Source organism: Modestobacter italicus, from assembly GCF_019799965.1.
Lineage (GTDB): Bacteria > Actinomycetota > Actinomycetes > Mycobacteriales > Geodermatophilaceae > Modestobacter > Modestobacter italicus_A.
This window is the reverse complement of the sequence record NZ_JABGCJ010000003.1, coordinates 516,878-529,108: the sequence shown is the minus strand read 5'-3', so window position 1 is coordinate 529,108 and position 12,231 is coordinate 516,878. Positions and strand designations below refer to the sequence as shown.

Sequence of the window (12,231 nt, the reverse complement as noted above, 5' to 3'; positions counted from 1 at the left end):
CCGCGAAGGGTGCCCGGGTGCACAAGCCCGTGGGCACCGACGTCAGCACTGCGCGCCGCGTCTCGCGGCTGCGCCGTCACAACCGCCTGCGCAAGCGGGTGGGTGGCACGCCGGAGCGACCGCGTCTGGTCGTCAAGCGCAGCTCCCGGCACATCCACGTCCAGGTCATCGACGACACGGTGGGCCGTACGCTGGCCAGCGCCTCGACCATGGACGCCAGCCTCAAGGGCGCCGAGGGCGACAAGTCCGCCCTCGCCCGCCGGGTGGGGGCCCTGGTCGCCGAGCGCGCCAAGGCCGCCGGCATCGACGCGGTCGTGTTCGACCGCGGCGGCAACCGGTACGCCGGGCGCATCGCGGCTCTGGCCGATGCTGCCCGCGAGGGCGGGCTGGACTTCTGATGAGCACCACAACCGAGATCGAGAGGGACGTCTGATGCCAGGACCACAGCGACGCGGCGGTGGCGCCGGCGGTGCCGGTGGCACCGGCGGCAACGACCGTCGTGACCGCCGGGACGGCGGTCGCGGACCCGGTGGTGCCGCGGAGAAGAGCCAGTTCATCGAGCGGGTCGTGGCCATCAACCGCGTCTCGAAGGTCGTCAAGGGCGGTCGGCGTTTCAGCTTCACCGCGCTGGTGATCGTCGGCGACGGCGACGGCACCGTGGGTGTCGGCTACGGCAAGGCCAAGGAGGTGCCCGCGGCGATCGCCAAGGGCGTCGAGGAGGCCAAGAAGCACTTCTACAAGGTGCCCCGCATCGCCAGCACCATCCCGCACCCCGTGCAGGGTGAGGCGGCGGCCGGTGTGGTGCTGCTCAAGCCGGCCAGCCCGGGTACCGGTGTCATCGCCGGTGGTCCGGTGCGCGCCGTCCTGGAGTGCGCCGGCATCCACGACGTGCTCTCCAAGAGCCTCGGGTCCTCGAACCCGATCAACATCGTCCACGCGACCATGCAGGCGCTGAAGGACCTCGTCCGCCCCGAGGAGATCGCGGCTCGCCGCGGCCTGCCCCTGGAGGACGTCGCCCCGGCCGCCATGCTGCGCGCGCGGGCCGGTCAGGGGGTCTGAGATGGCTCAGCTGAAGGTCACCCAGGTCAAGTCGGCCATCGGCACCAAGCCGAACCAGCGTCAGACGCTGCGTTCGCTGGGGCTCAAGCGGATCAACGACTCGGTCGTCCAGGAGGACCGTCCCGAGATCCGCGGGATGGTCGCGACGGTGCCGCACCTGGTCGCCGTCGAAGAGATCGTCTGAGCAGGGGAACGCAATGACTCTCAAGGTCCACCACCTGCGGCCGGCCCCCGGCGCCCACACCAAGAAGACCCGCGTCGGTCGTGGTGAGGGCTCCAAGGGCAAGACCGCTGGTCGCGGCACCAAGGGCTCCGGCGCCCGCGTGCAGGTCTCTGCCCGCTTCGAGGGCGGTCAGACCCCGCTGCACATGCGGCTGCCGAAGCTCTCGGGCTTCAAGAACAACAACAAGGTCGTCTTCCAGGTCGTGAACCTGGACCGGATCGCCTCCCTGTTCCCGCAGGGCGGCGCGATCGACCCGGACACGCTGGCTGACGCCGGCGCCATCCGGCGCGGTCAGCCGGTCAAGGTGCTCGGCACCGGCGAGCTCGGCGGGGTCTCGGTGAACGTGCGTGCGCACGCCTTCTCCAAGTCCGCCGAGGAGAAGATCGGCGCTGCCGGGGGCAGCACCACCCAGATCTGACCCAGCCGACCCCCGGGCCGGTCACCCGAACAGGGTGCCTGTCCCGGGGGTCGTCTGGCATCCAGCTCCCCACGGATAGGGTTGGACGGCCGCCCCGCAGGGCCCCGCCGCGAGCCTGCGAGTGGTGGGGGGCGGGGTGGTCCTTACACTCACACGACCGACTCGGGGAGGGCACGTGCTGCAGGCGTTCGCCGCGGCGTTCCGGACGCCAGACCTCCGGCGCAAGCTGCTGTTCTCCCTGGCCCTCATCGCCGTGTACCGGCTGGGGGCCAGCGTGCCCGGGCCGGGCGTCTCGATCGAGGCGATCAACAGCTGCCTGGACCAGGCCCAGGCCTCCGACCAGCGCGACGTCTACTCGCTGGTCAACCTCTTCTCCGGTGGCGCGCTGCTGCGGCTCTCGGTGTTCGCGCTCGGCATCATGCCGTACATCACCGCGAGCATCATCGTGCAGCTGCTGGTCGTGGTCATCCCGCGTTTCGAGCAGCTGAAGAAGGAAGGGCAGTCGGGCCAGCAGAAGCTGACCCAGTACACCCGGTACCTGACCATCGCGCTCGCCGTGCTGCAGAGCACCGGGATCATCGCGCTGGCGCGCAGCGGGCAGCTGTTCCCGAACTGTCAGCAGGACATCATCCCGTCCGACTCGGTCTGGACCACCGTCGTCCTGGTGGTCACGCTGACCGCGGGCACGGCCGTGATCATGTGGCTGGGCGAGCTGCTGACCGAGAAGGGGATCGGCAACGGCATGTCCGTGCTGATCTTCACCTCGATCGCGGCGCGCATCCCCGCCGAGGGGGGGTCCATCCTGCAGACCCGTGGCGCGGTCGTCTTCACGGTCGTGTGCATCTTCGCGCTGGTGGTCATCGCCTCGGTGGTCTACGTCGAGCAGGCGCAGCGCCGTATCCCGGTGCAGTACGCCAAGCGCATGGTCGGCCGCCGGATGTACGGCGGGACCTCGACGTACCTGCCGCTGAAGGTGAACCAGGCCGGCGTCATCCCGGTCATCTTCGCCTCCTCGCTGCTGTACCTGCCGCAGCTGATCAGTCAGCTGCAGAGCGACTCGACCGGTCCGGTGCGGCGGTTCTTCGAGAACTACGTGATCAACCAGAGCAGCCCGGTCCACATCGCGATCTACTTCGCGTTGATCATGTTCTTCACGTACTTCTACGTGTCGATCACGTTCAACCCCGAGGAGCGGGCCGACGACATGAAGCGCTACGGCGGCTTCATCCCCGGCATCCGGCCCGGGCGTCCCACCGCTGAGTACCTGCAGTACGTGCTGTCGCGGATCACCCTCCCCGGCTCGATCTACCTCGGGCTGGTGGCGGTGCTGCCCAACCTGTTCCTCTCGATCACGCAAGAGGGGCAGAACCAGAACTTCCCGTTCGGCGGGACCGCGGTGCTGATCATGGTGGGAGTTGGCTTGGAGACGGTGAAGCAGATCGAGACGCAGCTCAACCAGCGCAGCTACGAAGGGTTCCTGCGGTAGTGCGCGTCGTGCTGCTGGGCCCGCCCGGAGCCGGCAAGGGGACCCAGGCCCAGATCATCGCCCGCCGGCTCGGCGTGCCCGCCATCTCGACGGGTGACATCTTCCGGGCGAACGTGAGCGGGGAGACCGAGCTCGGACAGCAGGCGAAGGCCTACATGGACGCCGGTGACCTGGTCCCCGACGAGATCACCGTGGCGATGGTGTCCGACCGGTTGGCCGAGCCGGACGCCAAGGCCGGTTTCCTGCTGGACGGCTTCCCCCGCACCATCGCCCAGGCGGAGCAGCTGCGTGACTCGCTCGCCGAGATGGGTCACGTACTGGACCGGTGCCTCGAGCTCGTCGTGGACGAGGACGAGCTGGTCCGTCGGCTCTCCGGACGCCGGATGCTCGTCGACGGCGAGTGGGTGCAGCGGGACGACGACAAGCCCGAGACCGTCCGGCACCGTCTGGAGGTCTACCGGGAACAGACGGCGCCGCTGTCCGGTTTCTACGCGGAGGCCGGGCTGCTGAGCCAGATCGACGCGATCGGCGAGATCGACGAGGTCACCCGACGTGCGCTGGAGGCGCTGGGCGCCGAGGCCGCACTGGACGACGAGCCCGGGGACGAGCCGGCCGACGGCTCGACCGAGGACCGAGACCGGTAGGTCTCCGGTGCACGGCGACCGCGGTGCCGCGCTCCTCGGCCGACTGCCCCTGGTGGCGAAGTGGAGTGGACGCATGATCCAGATCAAGACCGCGCACGAGGTCGAGTTGATGCGGGCCTCCGGTCTGATCACCGCCGGTGCGCTGAAGGCGGTCAAGGCCGCGGTGGCGCCCGGTGTCACCACCGGTGAGCTCGACGCGATCGCCGAGGACCACATCCGGTCCCATGGCGCGGTGCCGAACTTCCTCGGCTACCACGGGTTCACCGGCACCATCTGCGCGTCGATCAACGACGAGGTTGTGCACGGCATCCCCGATCCGGACCGGGTGCTGGCCGAGGGGGACAACATCTCGATCGACTGCGGCGCCATCCTGCAGGGCTGGCACAGCGACTCGGCCGTGACCGTGACCGTCGGTTCGGCCACCCCGGAGGACGCAGCGCTGCTGGAGGTCACGGAACGGTCGATGTGGGCCGGGCTGGCCAAGGCGATCGCCGGTGGTCGGCTGACCGACATCAGCCACGCGGTGGAGGAGTCCATCACCGCGCACGAGCACCCCTACGGCATCGTCGACCACTACGGCGGCCACGGCATCGGCACGGAGATGCACCAGGACCCCCACGTGCTCAACTACGGGCGGCCGGGCCGCGGGCCCAAGCTCGTGCCGGGGCTGGTGCTGGCGATCGAGCCGATGGTGACCATCGGTGACCCGGCCACCGTCGAGCTCGAGGACGGCTGGACCGTGGTGACCAAGGACCACTCCCGAGCGGCGCACTTCGAGCACACCGTGGCCGTCACCCCTGAGGGCCCCTGGGTCCTCACCGCCGAGGACGGCGGCCTCGCGGGCCTGGCGCCGTTCGGCGTCACCGCCCGGTCCTGATCGGTCGACCGCGGACGCCCGTCCCGCGCGGGTCCCACCGCAGCCGGGGGGATGGTCACCGTCACCCCAGGCCGGGTTGGAGACCTGGTGCCACGGGGAGTACAGTGACCGATGGCGTTCGCGCCGTCCGTCGTCGTGCTGTGGCCGTACGCCGATGGACGCCCTCAGCGAGATCGCTCGCACCATCCAGCAGTGGACCCCAGCACCACCGCCCTGTCGCACCGGCATGGGCGCATGCACTTCGATCGAACGAGGAGGCCGTGTAGGCGTGGCGAAGAAGGACGGGGCCATCGAGGTCGAGGGTCGCGTCGTCGAGCCGCTGCCCAACGCGATGTTCCGGGTCGAACTGCAGAACGGGCACCGGGTGCTCGCCCACATCAGCGGCAAGATGCGGCAGCACTACATCCGCATCCTGCCCGAGGACCGCGTCGTCGTGGAGCTCTCGCCCTACGACCTCACGCGCGGCCGCATCGTCTACCGCTACAAGTGACCCCCGCCGGTCCGGCGTCCGTGCGGACGTCGGGCTCCGGCCACGAACTACAGGAATGAGGGCGGCACCGGTGAAGGTCCAGCCGTCGGTGAAGAAGATCTGCGACAAGTGCAAGGTGATCCGCCGGCACGGCCGGGTCATGGTCATCTGCGAGAACGCCCGGCACAAGCAGCGCCAGGGCTGAGGGAGTACCTGACAATGGCACGACTTGCTGGCGTCGACCTTCCCCGCGAGAAGCGGATGGAGATCGCGCTCACCTACATCTACGGGATCGGGCCGACCTCGGCCAAGGCGACCCTGGCCGCGACGGGCGTCAGCCCGGACCTGCGCGCCAAGGACCTGACCGACGAGGACCTGCTCAAGCTGCGCGACTACATCGACGAGCACTTCCGCGTCGAGGGTGACCTGCGCCGCGAGGTGGCTGCCGACATCCGCCGCAAGGTGGAGATCGGTTGCTACCAGGGCCTGCGGCACCGCCGCGGCCTGCCGGTGCACGGGCAGCGCACCAAGACGAACGCGCGCTCGAGCAAGGGCCCGCGCAAGACCATCGCGGGCAAGAAGAAGGCCCGCTGACCTCAGCACGTCGGCGCACCGTCGCGGGTCCGTAGGGCCGGACCGGCGGTGCGCCTGAGCACGACCGTCCCCTCGGCTAGGACCGGGTGGGCGACCAGGCCACGAACACAGACTCAGACCGGAGAGAGATGCCTCCCAGGGCTCGCGCGGCAGCTGGCACCAAGAAGGTGCGCCGCAAGGAGAAGAAGAACGTCGCTCACGGCGCGGCGCACATCAAGAGCACCTTCAACAACACGATCGTGTCGATCACCGACCCCACGGGCAACGTGATCAGCTGGGCCTCGGCCGGCCACGTCGGGTTCAAGGGCTCCCGCAAGTCGACGCCGTTCGCGGCGCAGATGGCTGCCGAGAACGCCGCGCGCAAGGCGCAGGAGCACGGCATGCGCAAGGTCGACGTCTTCGTGAAGGGCCCGGGCTCCGGCCGCGAGACCGCGATCCGCTCCCTGCAGGCCACCGGCCTCGAGGTGGGTCAGATCCAGGACGTGACGCCGCAGCCGCACAACGGCTGCCGCCCCAAGAAGCGCCGCCGGGTCTGACCGGTCACTGACGAGACGAAGAAGGTAGATAGACGTGGCCCGTTACACCGGAGCCGATTGCCGCCTGTGCCGGCGCGAGAAGATGAAGCTGTTCCTCAAGGGCAGCAAGTGCGAGTCCGCGAAGTGCCCGATCGAGATCCGGCCGTACCCGCCGGGCGAGCACGGTCGCGGTCGCACCAAGGACAGCGAGTACCTGCTGCAGCTGCGTGAGAAGCAGAAGGCCCGCCGCATCTACGGCGTGCTGGAGAAGCAGTTCCGCGGCTACTACGAAGAGGCCAACAAGAAGTCGGGCAAGACCGGTGAGGTCCTGCTGCAGATCCTCGAGTCGCGCCTGGACAACGTGGTCTACCGGGCCGGCTTCGCCGAGTCCCGTGACATGGCCCGCCAGCTGGTGCGCCACGGCCACATCAAGGTCAACGGCCGCAAGGTCGACATCCCGTCCTACCGGGTGACCGCGAACGACATCCTCGAGGTGGCTGCGAAGTCCGCCGAGATGGTGCCGTTCCAGGTCGCCCAGGCGAAGGCCGGCTCCCGTCCGGTCCCGCCGTGGCTGGAGGTCATCTCCTCGCAGCTGAAGGTGCTGGTCCACAGCATCCCGGCGCGCCAGGTGATCGACACCCCGGTGCAGGAACAGCTGATCGTCGAGCTCTACTCGAAGTGATCGGCCGGTAAGGCAGCACGACCAGCAGGACGGCGGGACGGGCGGACGGATGCCCGTCCCGCCGGCACCACCCCTCACGGCGTCATATGGCGGGTGCCGGAGGACCTGGAGGAGAACCATGCTCATCGCACAGCGTCCGACCCTCACCGAGGAGACCATCGACGCCCAGCGCTCGCGGTTCGTCATCGAGCCGCTGGAGCCGGGCTTCGGTTACACCCTCGGCAACTCACTGCGTCGCACCCTGCTGTCCTCGATCCCCGGCGCTGCTGTCACCAGCATCCGCATCGAGGGCACCCTGCACGAGTTCACCACCGTGCCGGGCGTCAAGGAGGACGTCACCGAGATCATCCTGAACCTCAAGGGCCTCGTGGTCAGCTCCGACTCGGACGAGCCGGTGACCATGTACCTGCGCAAGCAGGGCCCGGGTGAGGTCACCGCCGCGGACATCGCTCCGCCGGCCGGTGTCGAGGTGCACAACCCCGAGCTGCACATCGCGACCCTCAACGCGAAGGGCCGGCTCGAGATCGAGCTGGTCGTCGAGCGCGGTCGCGGCTACGTGCCGGCCACGCAGAACAAGCAGCCCGGCCAGGAGATCGGTCGCATCCCCGTCGACTCGATCTACTCGCCGGTGCTGAAGGTGACCTACGCCGTCGAGGCGACCCGCGTCGAGCAGCGCACCGACTTCGACCGCCTCGTGGTCGACGTCGAGACCAAGCCGTCGATGGAGCCCCGGGACGCGATCGCCAGCGCCGGTTCGACCCTGGTCGAGCTCTTCGGCCTGCTGCGCGAGCTGAACGTCGACGCCGAGGGCATCGAGGTCGGGCCCAGCCCGGCCGAGGCCGCCGACATCGCGAACTTCTCCATGCCGATCGAGGACATGGACCTCACGGTCCGGTCCTACAACTGCCTCAAGCGCGAGGGCGTGCACACCGTCGGTGAGCTCGTGACCCGCTCGGAGGCCGACCTGCTCGACATCCGCAACTTCGGTGCGAAGTCGATCGACGAGGTCAAGCTCAAGCTCGCCGCGATGGGTCTGGCCCTCAAGGACAGCCCGCCCGGGTTCATCCCGACCTCGGTGGAGAGCTACGACGAAGGCTACGAGACCGACGCGTACCAGGGCGACGCCGCTTACGGCGACCCGGCCCAGTACGACGAGGGCAGCTTCCAGGAGACCGAGCAGCTCTGACAGACGGACCCTGCCGCCTCCCGGGGCGGCAGGGTCCCGCCGGGTCCGGCACCGCCGGCACCGGAGCACCACCCATCAGTGAACGCGCGGCTCGCAGGGACCCCCCGGCGGCCTGAGGAAGGACCGACATGCCCACCCCCACAAAGGGCCCCCGTCTCGGCGGGTCCCCCGCGCACGAGCGGCTGATGCTGGCCAACCTGGCCACCTCGCTGTTCGAGCACGGGCGGATCACCACCACCGAGACCAAGGCCAAGCGGCTCCGTCCGCTGGCCGAGAAGCTGGTCACCTTCGCCAAGCGCGGGGACCTGCACGCTCGTCGCCAGGTCATGACGACCATCCGTGACAAGGACGTCGTCCACCACCTGTTCGCCGAGATCGGCCCGCGCTTCGCCGACCGCCCCGGTGGCTACACGCGCATCGTCAAGGTCGGTCCGCGCAAGGGCGACAACGCACCGATGGCGATCATCGAGCTGGTCGAGGGCCAGACGGTGGCGCAGCAGGCCGTCGGCGAGGCCGAGCGCGCCCGCGGTACCCAGTTCGCCTCCGGCGCCGGTTCGTCCGCGGCCGCCGGTGAGGTGACCGCGGACGCGGTCGAGTCCGGCAGCGGTGACCCGGCGGCCGAGGCCGAGCAGGTCGTCACCGACGTCTACAACCCCGACGGTGAGCGGCAGGACGACGGCGACGTCACCCCTGAGCCCACCCGCGAGAACGCCGCCGTGGTCGATGACCCGGAGCTGTCCCCGGACGTGGCCAACGCGGCCGCCGCCGAGGTCGAGGCCGCCGAGCTCGGCGATGCTGCGACCGCCGGCGTCCAGGCACCCGGTGGCGAGCCGGCCACCGACCCGAAGTGACCTGACCGTCTGCTGACGGTCCGCTCCATGGAGCAGCAGCACGTCGACGAGCCCGCCACCGGAACCGGTGGCGGGCTCGTCCGCGTCCGGCTCGACATCTCGTACGACGGCACTGCATTGCACGGCTGGGCGCGCCAGCCCGGCCAGCGCACCGTCCAGGGTGAACTGGAGCTCGGTCTGGCGACCGTGCTCCGGCACGACGTCGACCTGACGGTCGCCGGCCGCACGGACGCCGGCGTGCACGCCACCGGCCAGGTCGCCCACACCGACCTGCCGGCGGAGCTGTTCGCCCGGCACCACGGCAAGCTGCTGCGGCGGCTGCGCGGGGTGCTGCCCCCGGACGTGGCGGTCACCGGCGCCCGGGTGGTCAGTCCGGACTTCGACGCCCGCTTTGCGGCGCTGGCCCGGCACTACGTCTACCGGCTGACCGACGCCGACTCAGGTCCGCCCCCGCTGCGCCGGGCGGACACCGCCGCCTGGCCCCGCTCCCTGCGGGTCTCCGACATGCGGGTCGCCGCCTCGTTGCTCCTGGGGCAGCAGGACTTCGCCGCCTTCTGCAGACGACGCGAGGGCGCGACCACCATCCGCACCCTGCTGGACCTCGACGTGAGCCGGGACGGCGACCTGATCGAGATCCGGGCCTCAGCCGACGCGTTCTGCCACTCGATGGTGCGCAGCCTGGTGGGCGCGCTGATCGCCGTGGGGGAGGGCCGTCGCCCGGCGGGCTGGCCGGCCTCCCTGCTGACCCGGACGGAACGGGCCAACGACGTGCCGGTGGCACCCGCCGGCGGTCTCACGCTGGTCCGGGTCGACTACCCGGACGACGACGAGCTCGCCGCCCGGGCGGTGGTCACCCGGGCCAAGCGGCCCGAGCCGCACCGGGCCGACCCGGCGGAGGCCGCCGGCGGGTAACCGGGCGTCAGCGCAGGGCGGCGACGGCCTCGGCGACGGGGGTGTCGCCGCCGAGCAGCTCCACCACCGCGCCGTCCTTCGGGTCGTCGAGCAGGGCGAGCAGCACCGCGGCGACGTCGTCCCGGGGCACCTCGCCGCGGTCGGTCGTGCGTTCCAGTCGCACCCGGCCGGTGCCGGGCCCATCGGTGAGGCTCCCGGGACGCAGCACCACCGGAGCCAGGCCCTCCAGGGACAGCACGTGCTGCTCGGCGGCCAGCTTCGCTCGCAGGTAGGCGACGAAGACCTCGTCCACCCCCTCGGGGGTCGCCCCGTCGGCGACCAGCTCGACCCCGATCGAGGACACCAGCAGGTAGGGGCGCACCCCGGCGGCGACGGCGGCGTCGGCCAGCAGCACGGCGGCGCCCCGGTCGACGCTGTCCTTGCGGGCGGCGCCGCTGTTCGGGCCGCCGCCGGCGGCGAAGACGACCGCGTCCGCCCCGCTGACGACGGCGGTGACGTCCTCGACCGACGCCTGCTCCAGGTCCAGGACCACCGGCTGGACGCCGTCGGACTCCAGGTCGGGTCGGTGGTCGGGGTTGCGGACGATGCCGAGCACCGTGTCCCCCCGGTCGCTCAGCATCCGGCCGAGGCGGCGGGCGATCTGCCCGTGGGCTCCTGCGATGACGACGCGCATGTCCGGGCCCTACCCGCGCGGGCGGCAGGCACTCCGATCGTGATCAGGGGCGCAGTGCGGCGGCGCGAGCGCGGGCCAGCTCGGCCGGGGTGTCGCAGTCGGTCCACGGCGCCGGTGCCCCGGGCAGCGACTCGGGCCGGTACCGCTGCACGGAGAGCGGGGCCAGCAGCCCGCGCAGTGGGGCGTGCGCGCGAGCCGAACCGGTGACGGCCCGCAGCGCCGCTGTGCGCCAGACGCCGAGCAGCAGCTGGTCCCGGCCGGTCTCGTCGACCACCAGCACCCCGTCACCGGTCAGCCGCTCGCGCAGCGCCTGCACCAGGGCCGGGGTGAGGAAGGGGAGGTCGGCGGCGAGGACGGCGACGACCTCGGCGTCCCCCACGGCGGCGAGGCCGGCCGCGAGCGCCGGCACCGGTCCGCCACCCGGGGGCTCCTCGCGGACCAGCACGACGCCGTCCGGGACCGGCTGCGGCGGGCCCACCACGACGACCGGGGACGCATCGGCGACCGCGGCCACGACCGTGGCCAGCATCGACCGCCCGCCGACGTCCAGCTGGGGCTTGGCCTGCCCACCCAGCCGGGCGGCGCGACCGCCGGCCAGGACGACGGCGGCGAAGGGCGGCAGCGCGGTCATGGGGCGAACGGTAGGGCGCGGGCCGTGAGTACCGTCTGCGGGGTGGGACGAGTCACCAGCCGCACCCCGGTGCTGCGCATCCGTGGGCCCCTGCACACCCGGCGGCCGGACACCGTCGCCTCGGAGGAGCCGCTGGAGATCCGGCTGAACGGGACGCCGCTCGCGGTCACCATGCGCACCCCGGGCGACGACTTCGACCTCGTGCACGGGTTCCTCACCACCGAGGGCGTGATCGCCTCGGCCGCGGACATCGCGGGGCTGCGCTACTGCAACTCCGTCGACGACGAGGGCCGCAACACCTACAACGTGGTCGACGTCGACCTTGCCCCCGGCGTGGAGGCACCGGACACCGCGCTGGACCGGAACTTCTACACGACCAGCTCCTGCGGGGTGTGCGGCAAGGCCAGCATCGACGCCATCCGCACCAAGACCGCCTACGACGTCGCCGCGGACGGCACCCGGCTGACGCTGGAGACGCTGCTGGCGCTCCCGGACCGGCTGCGGGCCGCGCAGGAGGTGTTCGACAAGACCGGTGGGCTGCACGCGGCTGGGCTGTTCCGCACCGACGGCGAGCTGGTGGCCCTGCGGGAGGACGTGGGGCGGCACAACGCGGTGGACAAGGTGGTCGGGGACGCGGTCCGGGAGGGCCGGGTGCCGCTGGCCGGGCACGTGCTGATGGTGAGCGGCCGGTCGTCGTTCGAGCTGACCCAGAAGGCGGCGATGGCCGCGGTGCCGGTGCTGGCGGCCGTCTCCGCCCCCAGCTCGCTGGCCGTGGAGCTGGCCCAGGAGGTCGGCATCACCCTGATCGGCTTCCTCCGCGGCGACGGCTGCAACGTCTACACCCACCCCGAGCGGCTCGTCCTGCCCACCTGATCCGGCCCCGACGGGAGTCGGCCACCCGTTGAATCGGCCACGGGCTGAGTCGGGCACGGGTACGGACCTCCCGTCCGCCAGGACGGTCCGGGAGCGCAGCGTGGGGCCGGAGGCTCCCGCTGCGGGCCCGGGGAACGG

General features: G+C 71.3%; 18 protein-coding genes. 16 read left to right on the top strand and 2 right to left on the bottom strand.

Annotated elements, in window-relative coordinates; translation table 11 throughout:
- Positions 1–17 precede the first annotated feature (17 nt).
- The 15 genes from rplR (at position 18) to truA (ending at position 9,916) form a co-directional block, all read left to right on the top strand.
- Positions 18–398, top strand: coding sequence for a 50S ribosomal protein L18 (gene rplR / locus HLA93_RS10100; protein ID WP_222194232.1), 381 nt, complete (start codon positions 18–20; stop codon positions 396–398).
- Positions 399–432: 34 nt separating this feature from the next.
- On the top strand, positions 433–1,059 hold the full coding sequence (rpsE, locus tag HLA93_RS10095) for a 30S ribosomal protein S5 (protein ID WP_222194231.1): 627 nt from the start codon (positions 433–435) through the stop codon (positions 1,057–1,059).
- A gap of 1 nt (position 1,060) precedes the next feature.
- Complete coding sequence (gene rpmD / locus HLA93_RS10090; RefSeq protein ID WP_164699904.1) at positions 1,061–1,243, top strand: 50S ribosomal protein L30; 183 nt, start codon at positions 1,061–1,063, stop codon at positions 1,241–1,243.
- 13 nt (positions 1,244–1,256) lie between these two features.
- Entirely contained in the window at positions 1,257–1,700 is a 444-nt protein-coding gene (gene rplO / locus HLA93_RS10085) for a 50S ribosomal protein L15 (protein ID WP_222194230.1), read from the top strand.
- 175 nt (positions 1,701–1,875) lie between these two features.
- Entirely contained in the window at positions 1,876–3,186 is a 1,311-nt protein-coding gene (secY, locus tag HLA93_RS10080) for a preprotein translocase subunit SecY (protein ID WP_222194229.1), read from the top strand.
- Complete coding sequence (locus HLA93_RS10075) at positions 3,186–3,830, top strand: adenylate kinase (protein ID WP_222194228.1); 645 nt, start codon at positions 3,186–3,188, stop codon at positions 3,828–3,830. The genes secY and HLA93_RS10075 overlap by 1 nt, the downstream gene beginning before the upstream one ends.
- A 73-nt stretch (positions 3,831–3,903) precedes the next feature.
- Complete coding sequence (gene map / locus HLA93_RS10070; protein ID WP_222194227.1) at positions 3,904–4,707, top strand: type I methionyl aminopeptidase; 804 nt, start codon at positions 3,904–3,906, stop codon at positions 4,705–4,707.
- 268 nt (positions 4,708–4,975) lie between these two features.
- Complete coding sequence (gene infA, locus HLA93_RS10065; protein ID WP_012950459.1) at positions 4,976–5,197, top strand: translation initiation factor IF-1; 222 nt, start codon at positions 4,976–4,978, stop codon at positions 5,195–5,197.
- Positions 5,198–5,267: 70 nt separating this feature from the next.
- The gene (gene rpmJ, locus HLA93_RS10060; RefSeq protein ID WP_014742835.1) at positions 5,268–5,381 is read left to right on the top strand and encodes a 50S ribosomal protein L36; all 114 of its coding nucleotides are present in this window, start codon (positions 5,268–5,270) and stop codon (positions 5,379–5,381) included.
- Positions 5,382–5,395: 14 nt separating this feature from the next.
- Positions 5,396–5,770 carry a 30S ribosomal protein S13 gene (gene rpsM / locus HLA93_RS10055; RefSeq protein WP_036334299.1) on the top strand — a complete coding sequence of 125 codons (375 nt, stop codon included), beginning with the start codon at positions 5,396–5,398 and terminating at the stop codon, positions 5,768–5,770.
- Positions 5,771–5,898: 128 nt separating this feature from the next.
- On the top strand, positions 5,899–6,306 hold the full coding sequence (gene rpsK / locus HLA93_RS10050; RefSeq protein WP_026844840.1) for a 30S ribosomal protein S11: 408 nt from the start codon (positions 5,899–5,901) through the stop codon (positions 6,304–6,306).
- A gap of 34 nt (positions 6,307–6,340) precedes the next feature.
- Complete coding sequence (gene rpsD / locus HLA93_RS10045; RefSeq protein WP_222194226.1) at positions 6,341–6,967, top strand: 30S ribosomal protein S4; 627 nt, start codon at positions 6,341–6,343, stop codon at positions 6,965–6,967.
- 118 nt (positions 6,968–7,085) lie between these two features.
- Positions 7,086–8,153, top strand: coding sequence for a DNA-directed RNA polymerase subunit alpha (locus HLA93_RS10040; RefSeq protein ID WP_222194225.1), 1,068 nt, complete (start codon positions 7,086–7,088; stop codon positions 8,151–8,153).
- Positions 8,154–8,281: 128 nt separating this feature from the next.
- Positions 8,282–9,004 carry a 50S ribosomal protein L17 gene (rplQ, locus tag HLA93_RS21790; RefSeq protein WP_222194224.1) on the top strand — a complete coding sequence of 241 codons (723 nt, stop codon included), beginning with the start codon at positions 8,282–8,284 and terminating at the stop codon, positions 9,002–9,004.
- Positions 9,005–9,031: 27 nt separating this feature from the next.
- Positions 9,032–9,916: a tRNA pseudouridine(38-40) synthase TruA gene (gene truA, locus HLA93_RS10030; RefSeq protein WP_222194223.1), complete on the top strand. Its 885-nt coding sequence runs from the start codon at positions 9,032–9,034 to the stop codon at positions 9,914–9,916.
- A gap of 7 nt (positions 9,917–9,923) precedes the next feature.
- Here truA and HLA93_RS10025 read toward each other — a convergent pair whose 3' ends face one another.
- Together HLA93_RS10025 and mobA are read right to left on the bottom strand one after the other, a co-directional pair.
- Positions 9,924–10,589 carry an NAD(P)H-binding protein gene (locus tag HLA93_RS10025; RefSeq protein WP_222194222.1) on the bottom strand — a complete coding sequence of 222 codons (666 nt, stop codon included), beginning with the start codon at positions 10,587–10,589 and terminating at the stop codon, positions 9,924–9,926.
- Positions 10,590–10,632: 43 nt separating this feature from the next.
- Complete coding sequence (gene mobA / locus HLA93_RS10020) at positions 10,633–11,220, bottom strand: molybdenum cofactor guanylyltransferase (protein WP_222194221.1); 588 nt, start codon at positions 11,218–11,220, stop codon at positions 10,633–10,635.
- Positions 11,221–11,262: 42 nt separating this feature from the next.
- Here mobA and fdhD point away from each other — a divergent pair, with 42 nt between their 5' ends.
- Entirely contained in the window at positions 11,263–12,093 is an 831-nt protein-coding gene (fdhD, locus tag HLA93_RS10015) for a formate dehydrogenase accessory sulfurtransferase FdhD (RefSeq protein ID WP_222194220.1), read from the top strand.
- Positions 12,094–12,231 lie beyond the last annotated feature (138 nt).

Bases quoted from the DNA above. Each gene is read 5' to 3' on its own strand.
- rpmD (WP_164699904.1), top strand. From the start codon at position 1,061: ATGGCTCAGCTGAAGGTCACCCAGGTCAAGTCGGCCATCGGCACCAAG.
- rpsE (WP_222194231.1), top strand. From the start codon at position 433: ATGCCAGGACCACAGCGACGCGGCGGTGGCGCCGGCGGTGCCGGTGGC.
- rplQ (WP_222194224.1), top strand. From the start codon at position 8,282: ATGCCCACCCCCACAAAGGGCCCCCGTCTCGGCGGGTCCCCCGCGCAC.
- mobA (WP_222194221.1), bottom strand. From the start codon at position 11,220: ATGACCGCGCTGCCGCCCTTCGCCGCCGTCGTCCTGGCCGGCGGTCGC.
- rpsM (WP_036334299.1), top strand. From the start codon at position 5,396: ATGGCACGACTTGCTGGCGTCGACCTTCCCCGCGAGAAGCGGATGGAG.
- truA (WP_222194223.1), top strand. From the start codon at position 9,032: ATGGAGCAGCAGCACGTCGACGAGCCCGCCACCGGAACCGGTGGCGGG.
- HLA93_RS10040 (WP_222194225.1), top strand. From the start codon at position 7,086: ATGCTCATCGCACAGCGTCCGACCCTCACCGAGGAGACCATCGACGCC.
- HLA93_RS10025 (WP_222194222.1), bottom strand. From the start codon at position 10,589: ATGCGCGTCGTCATCGCAGGAGCCCACGGGCAGATCGCCCGCCGCCTC.
- map (WP_222194227.1), top strand. From the start codon at position 3,904: ATGATCCAGATCAAGACCGCGCACGAGGTCGAGTTGATGCGGGCCTCC.
- rplO (WP_222194230.1), top strand. From the start codon at position 1,257: ATGACTCTCAAGGTCCACCACCTGCGGCCGGCCCCCGGCGCCCACACC.
- rpsK (WP_026844840.1), top strand. From the start codon at position 5,899: ATGCCTCCCAGGGCTCGCGCGGCAGCTGGCACCAAGAAGGTGCGCCGC.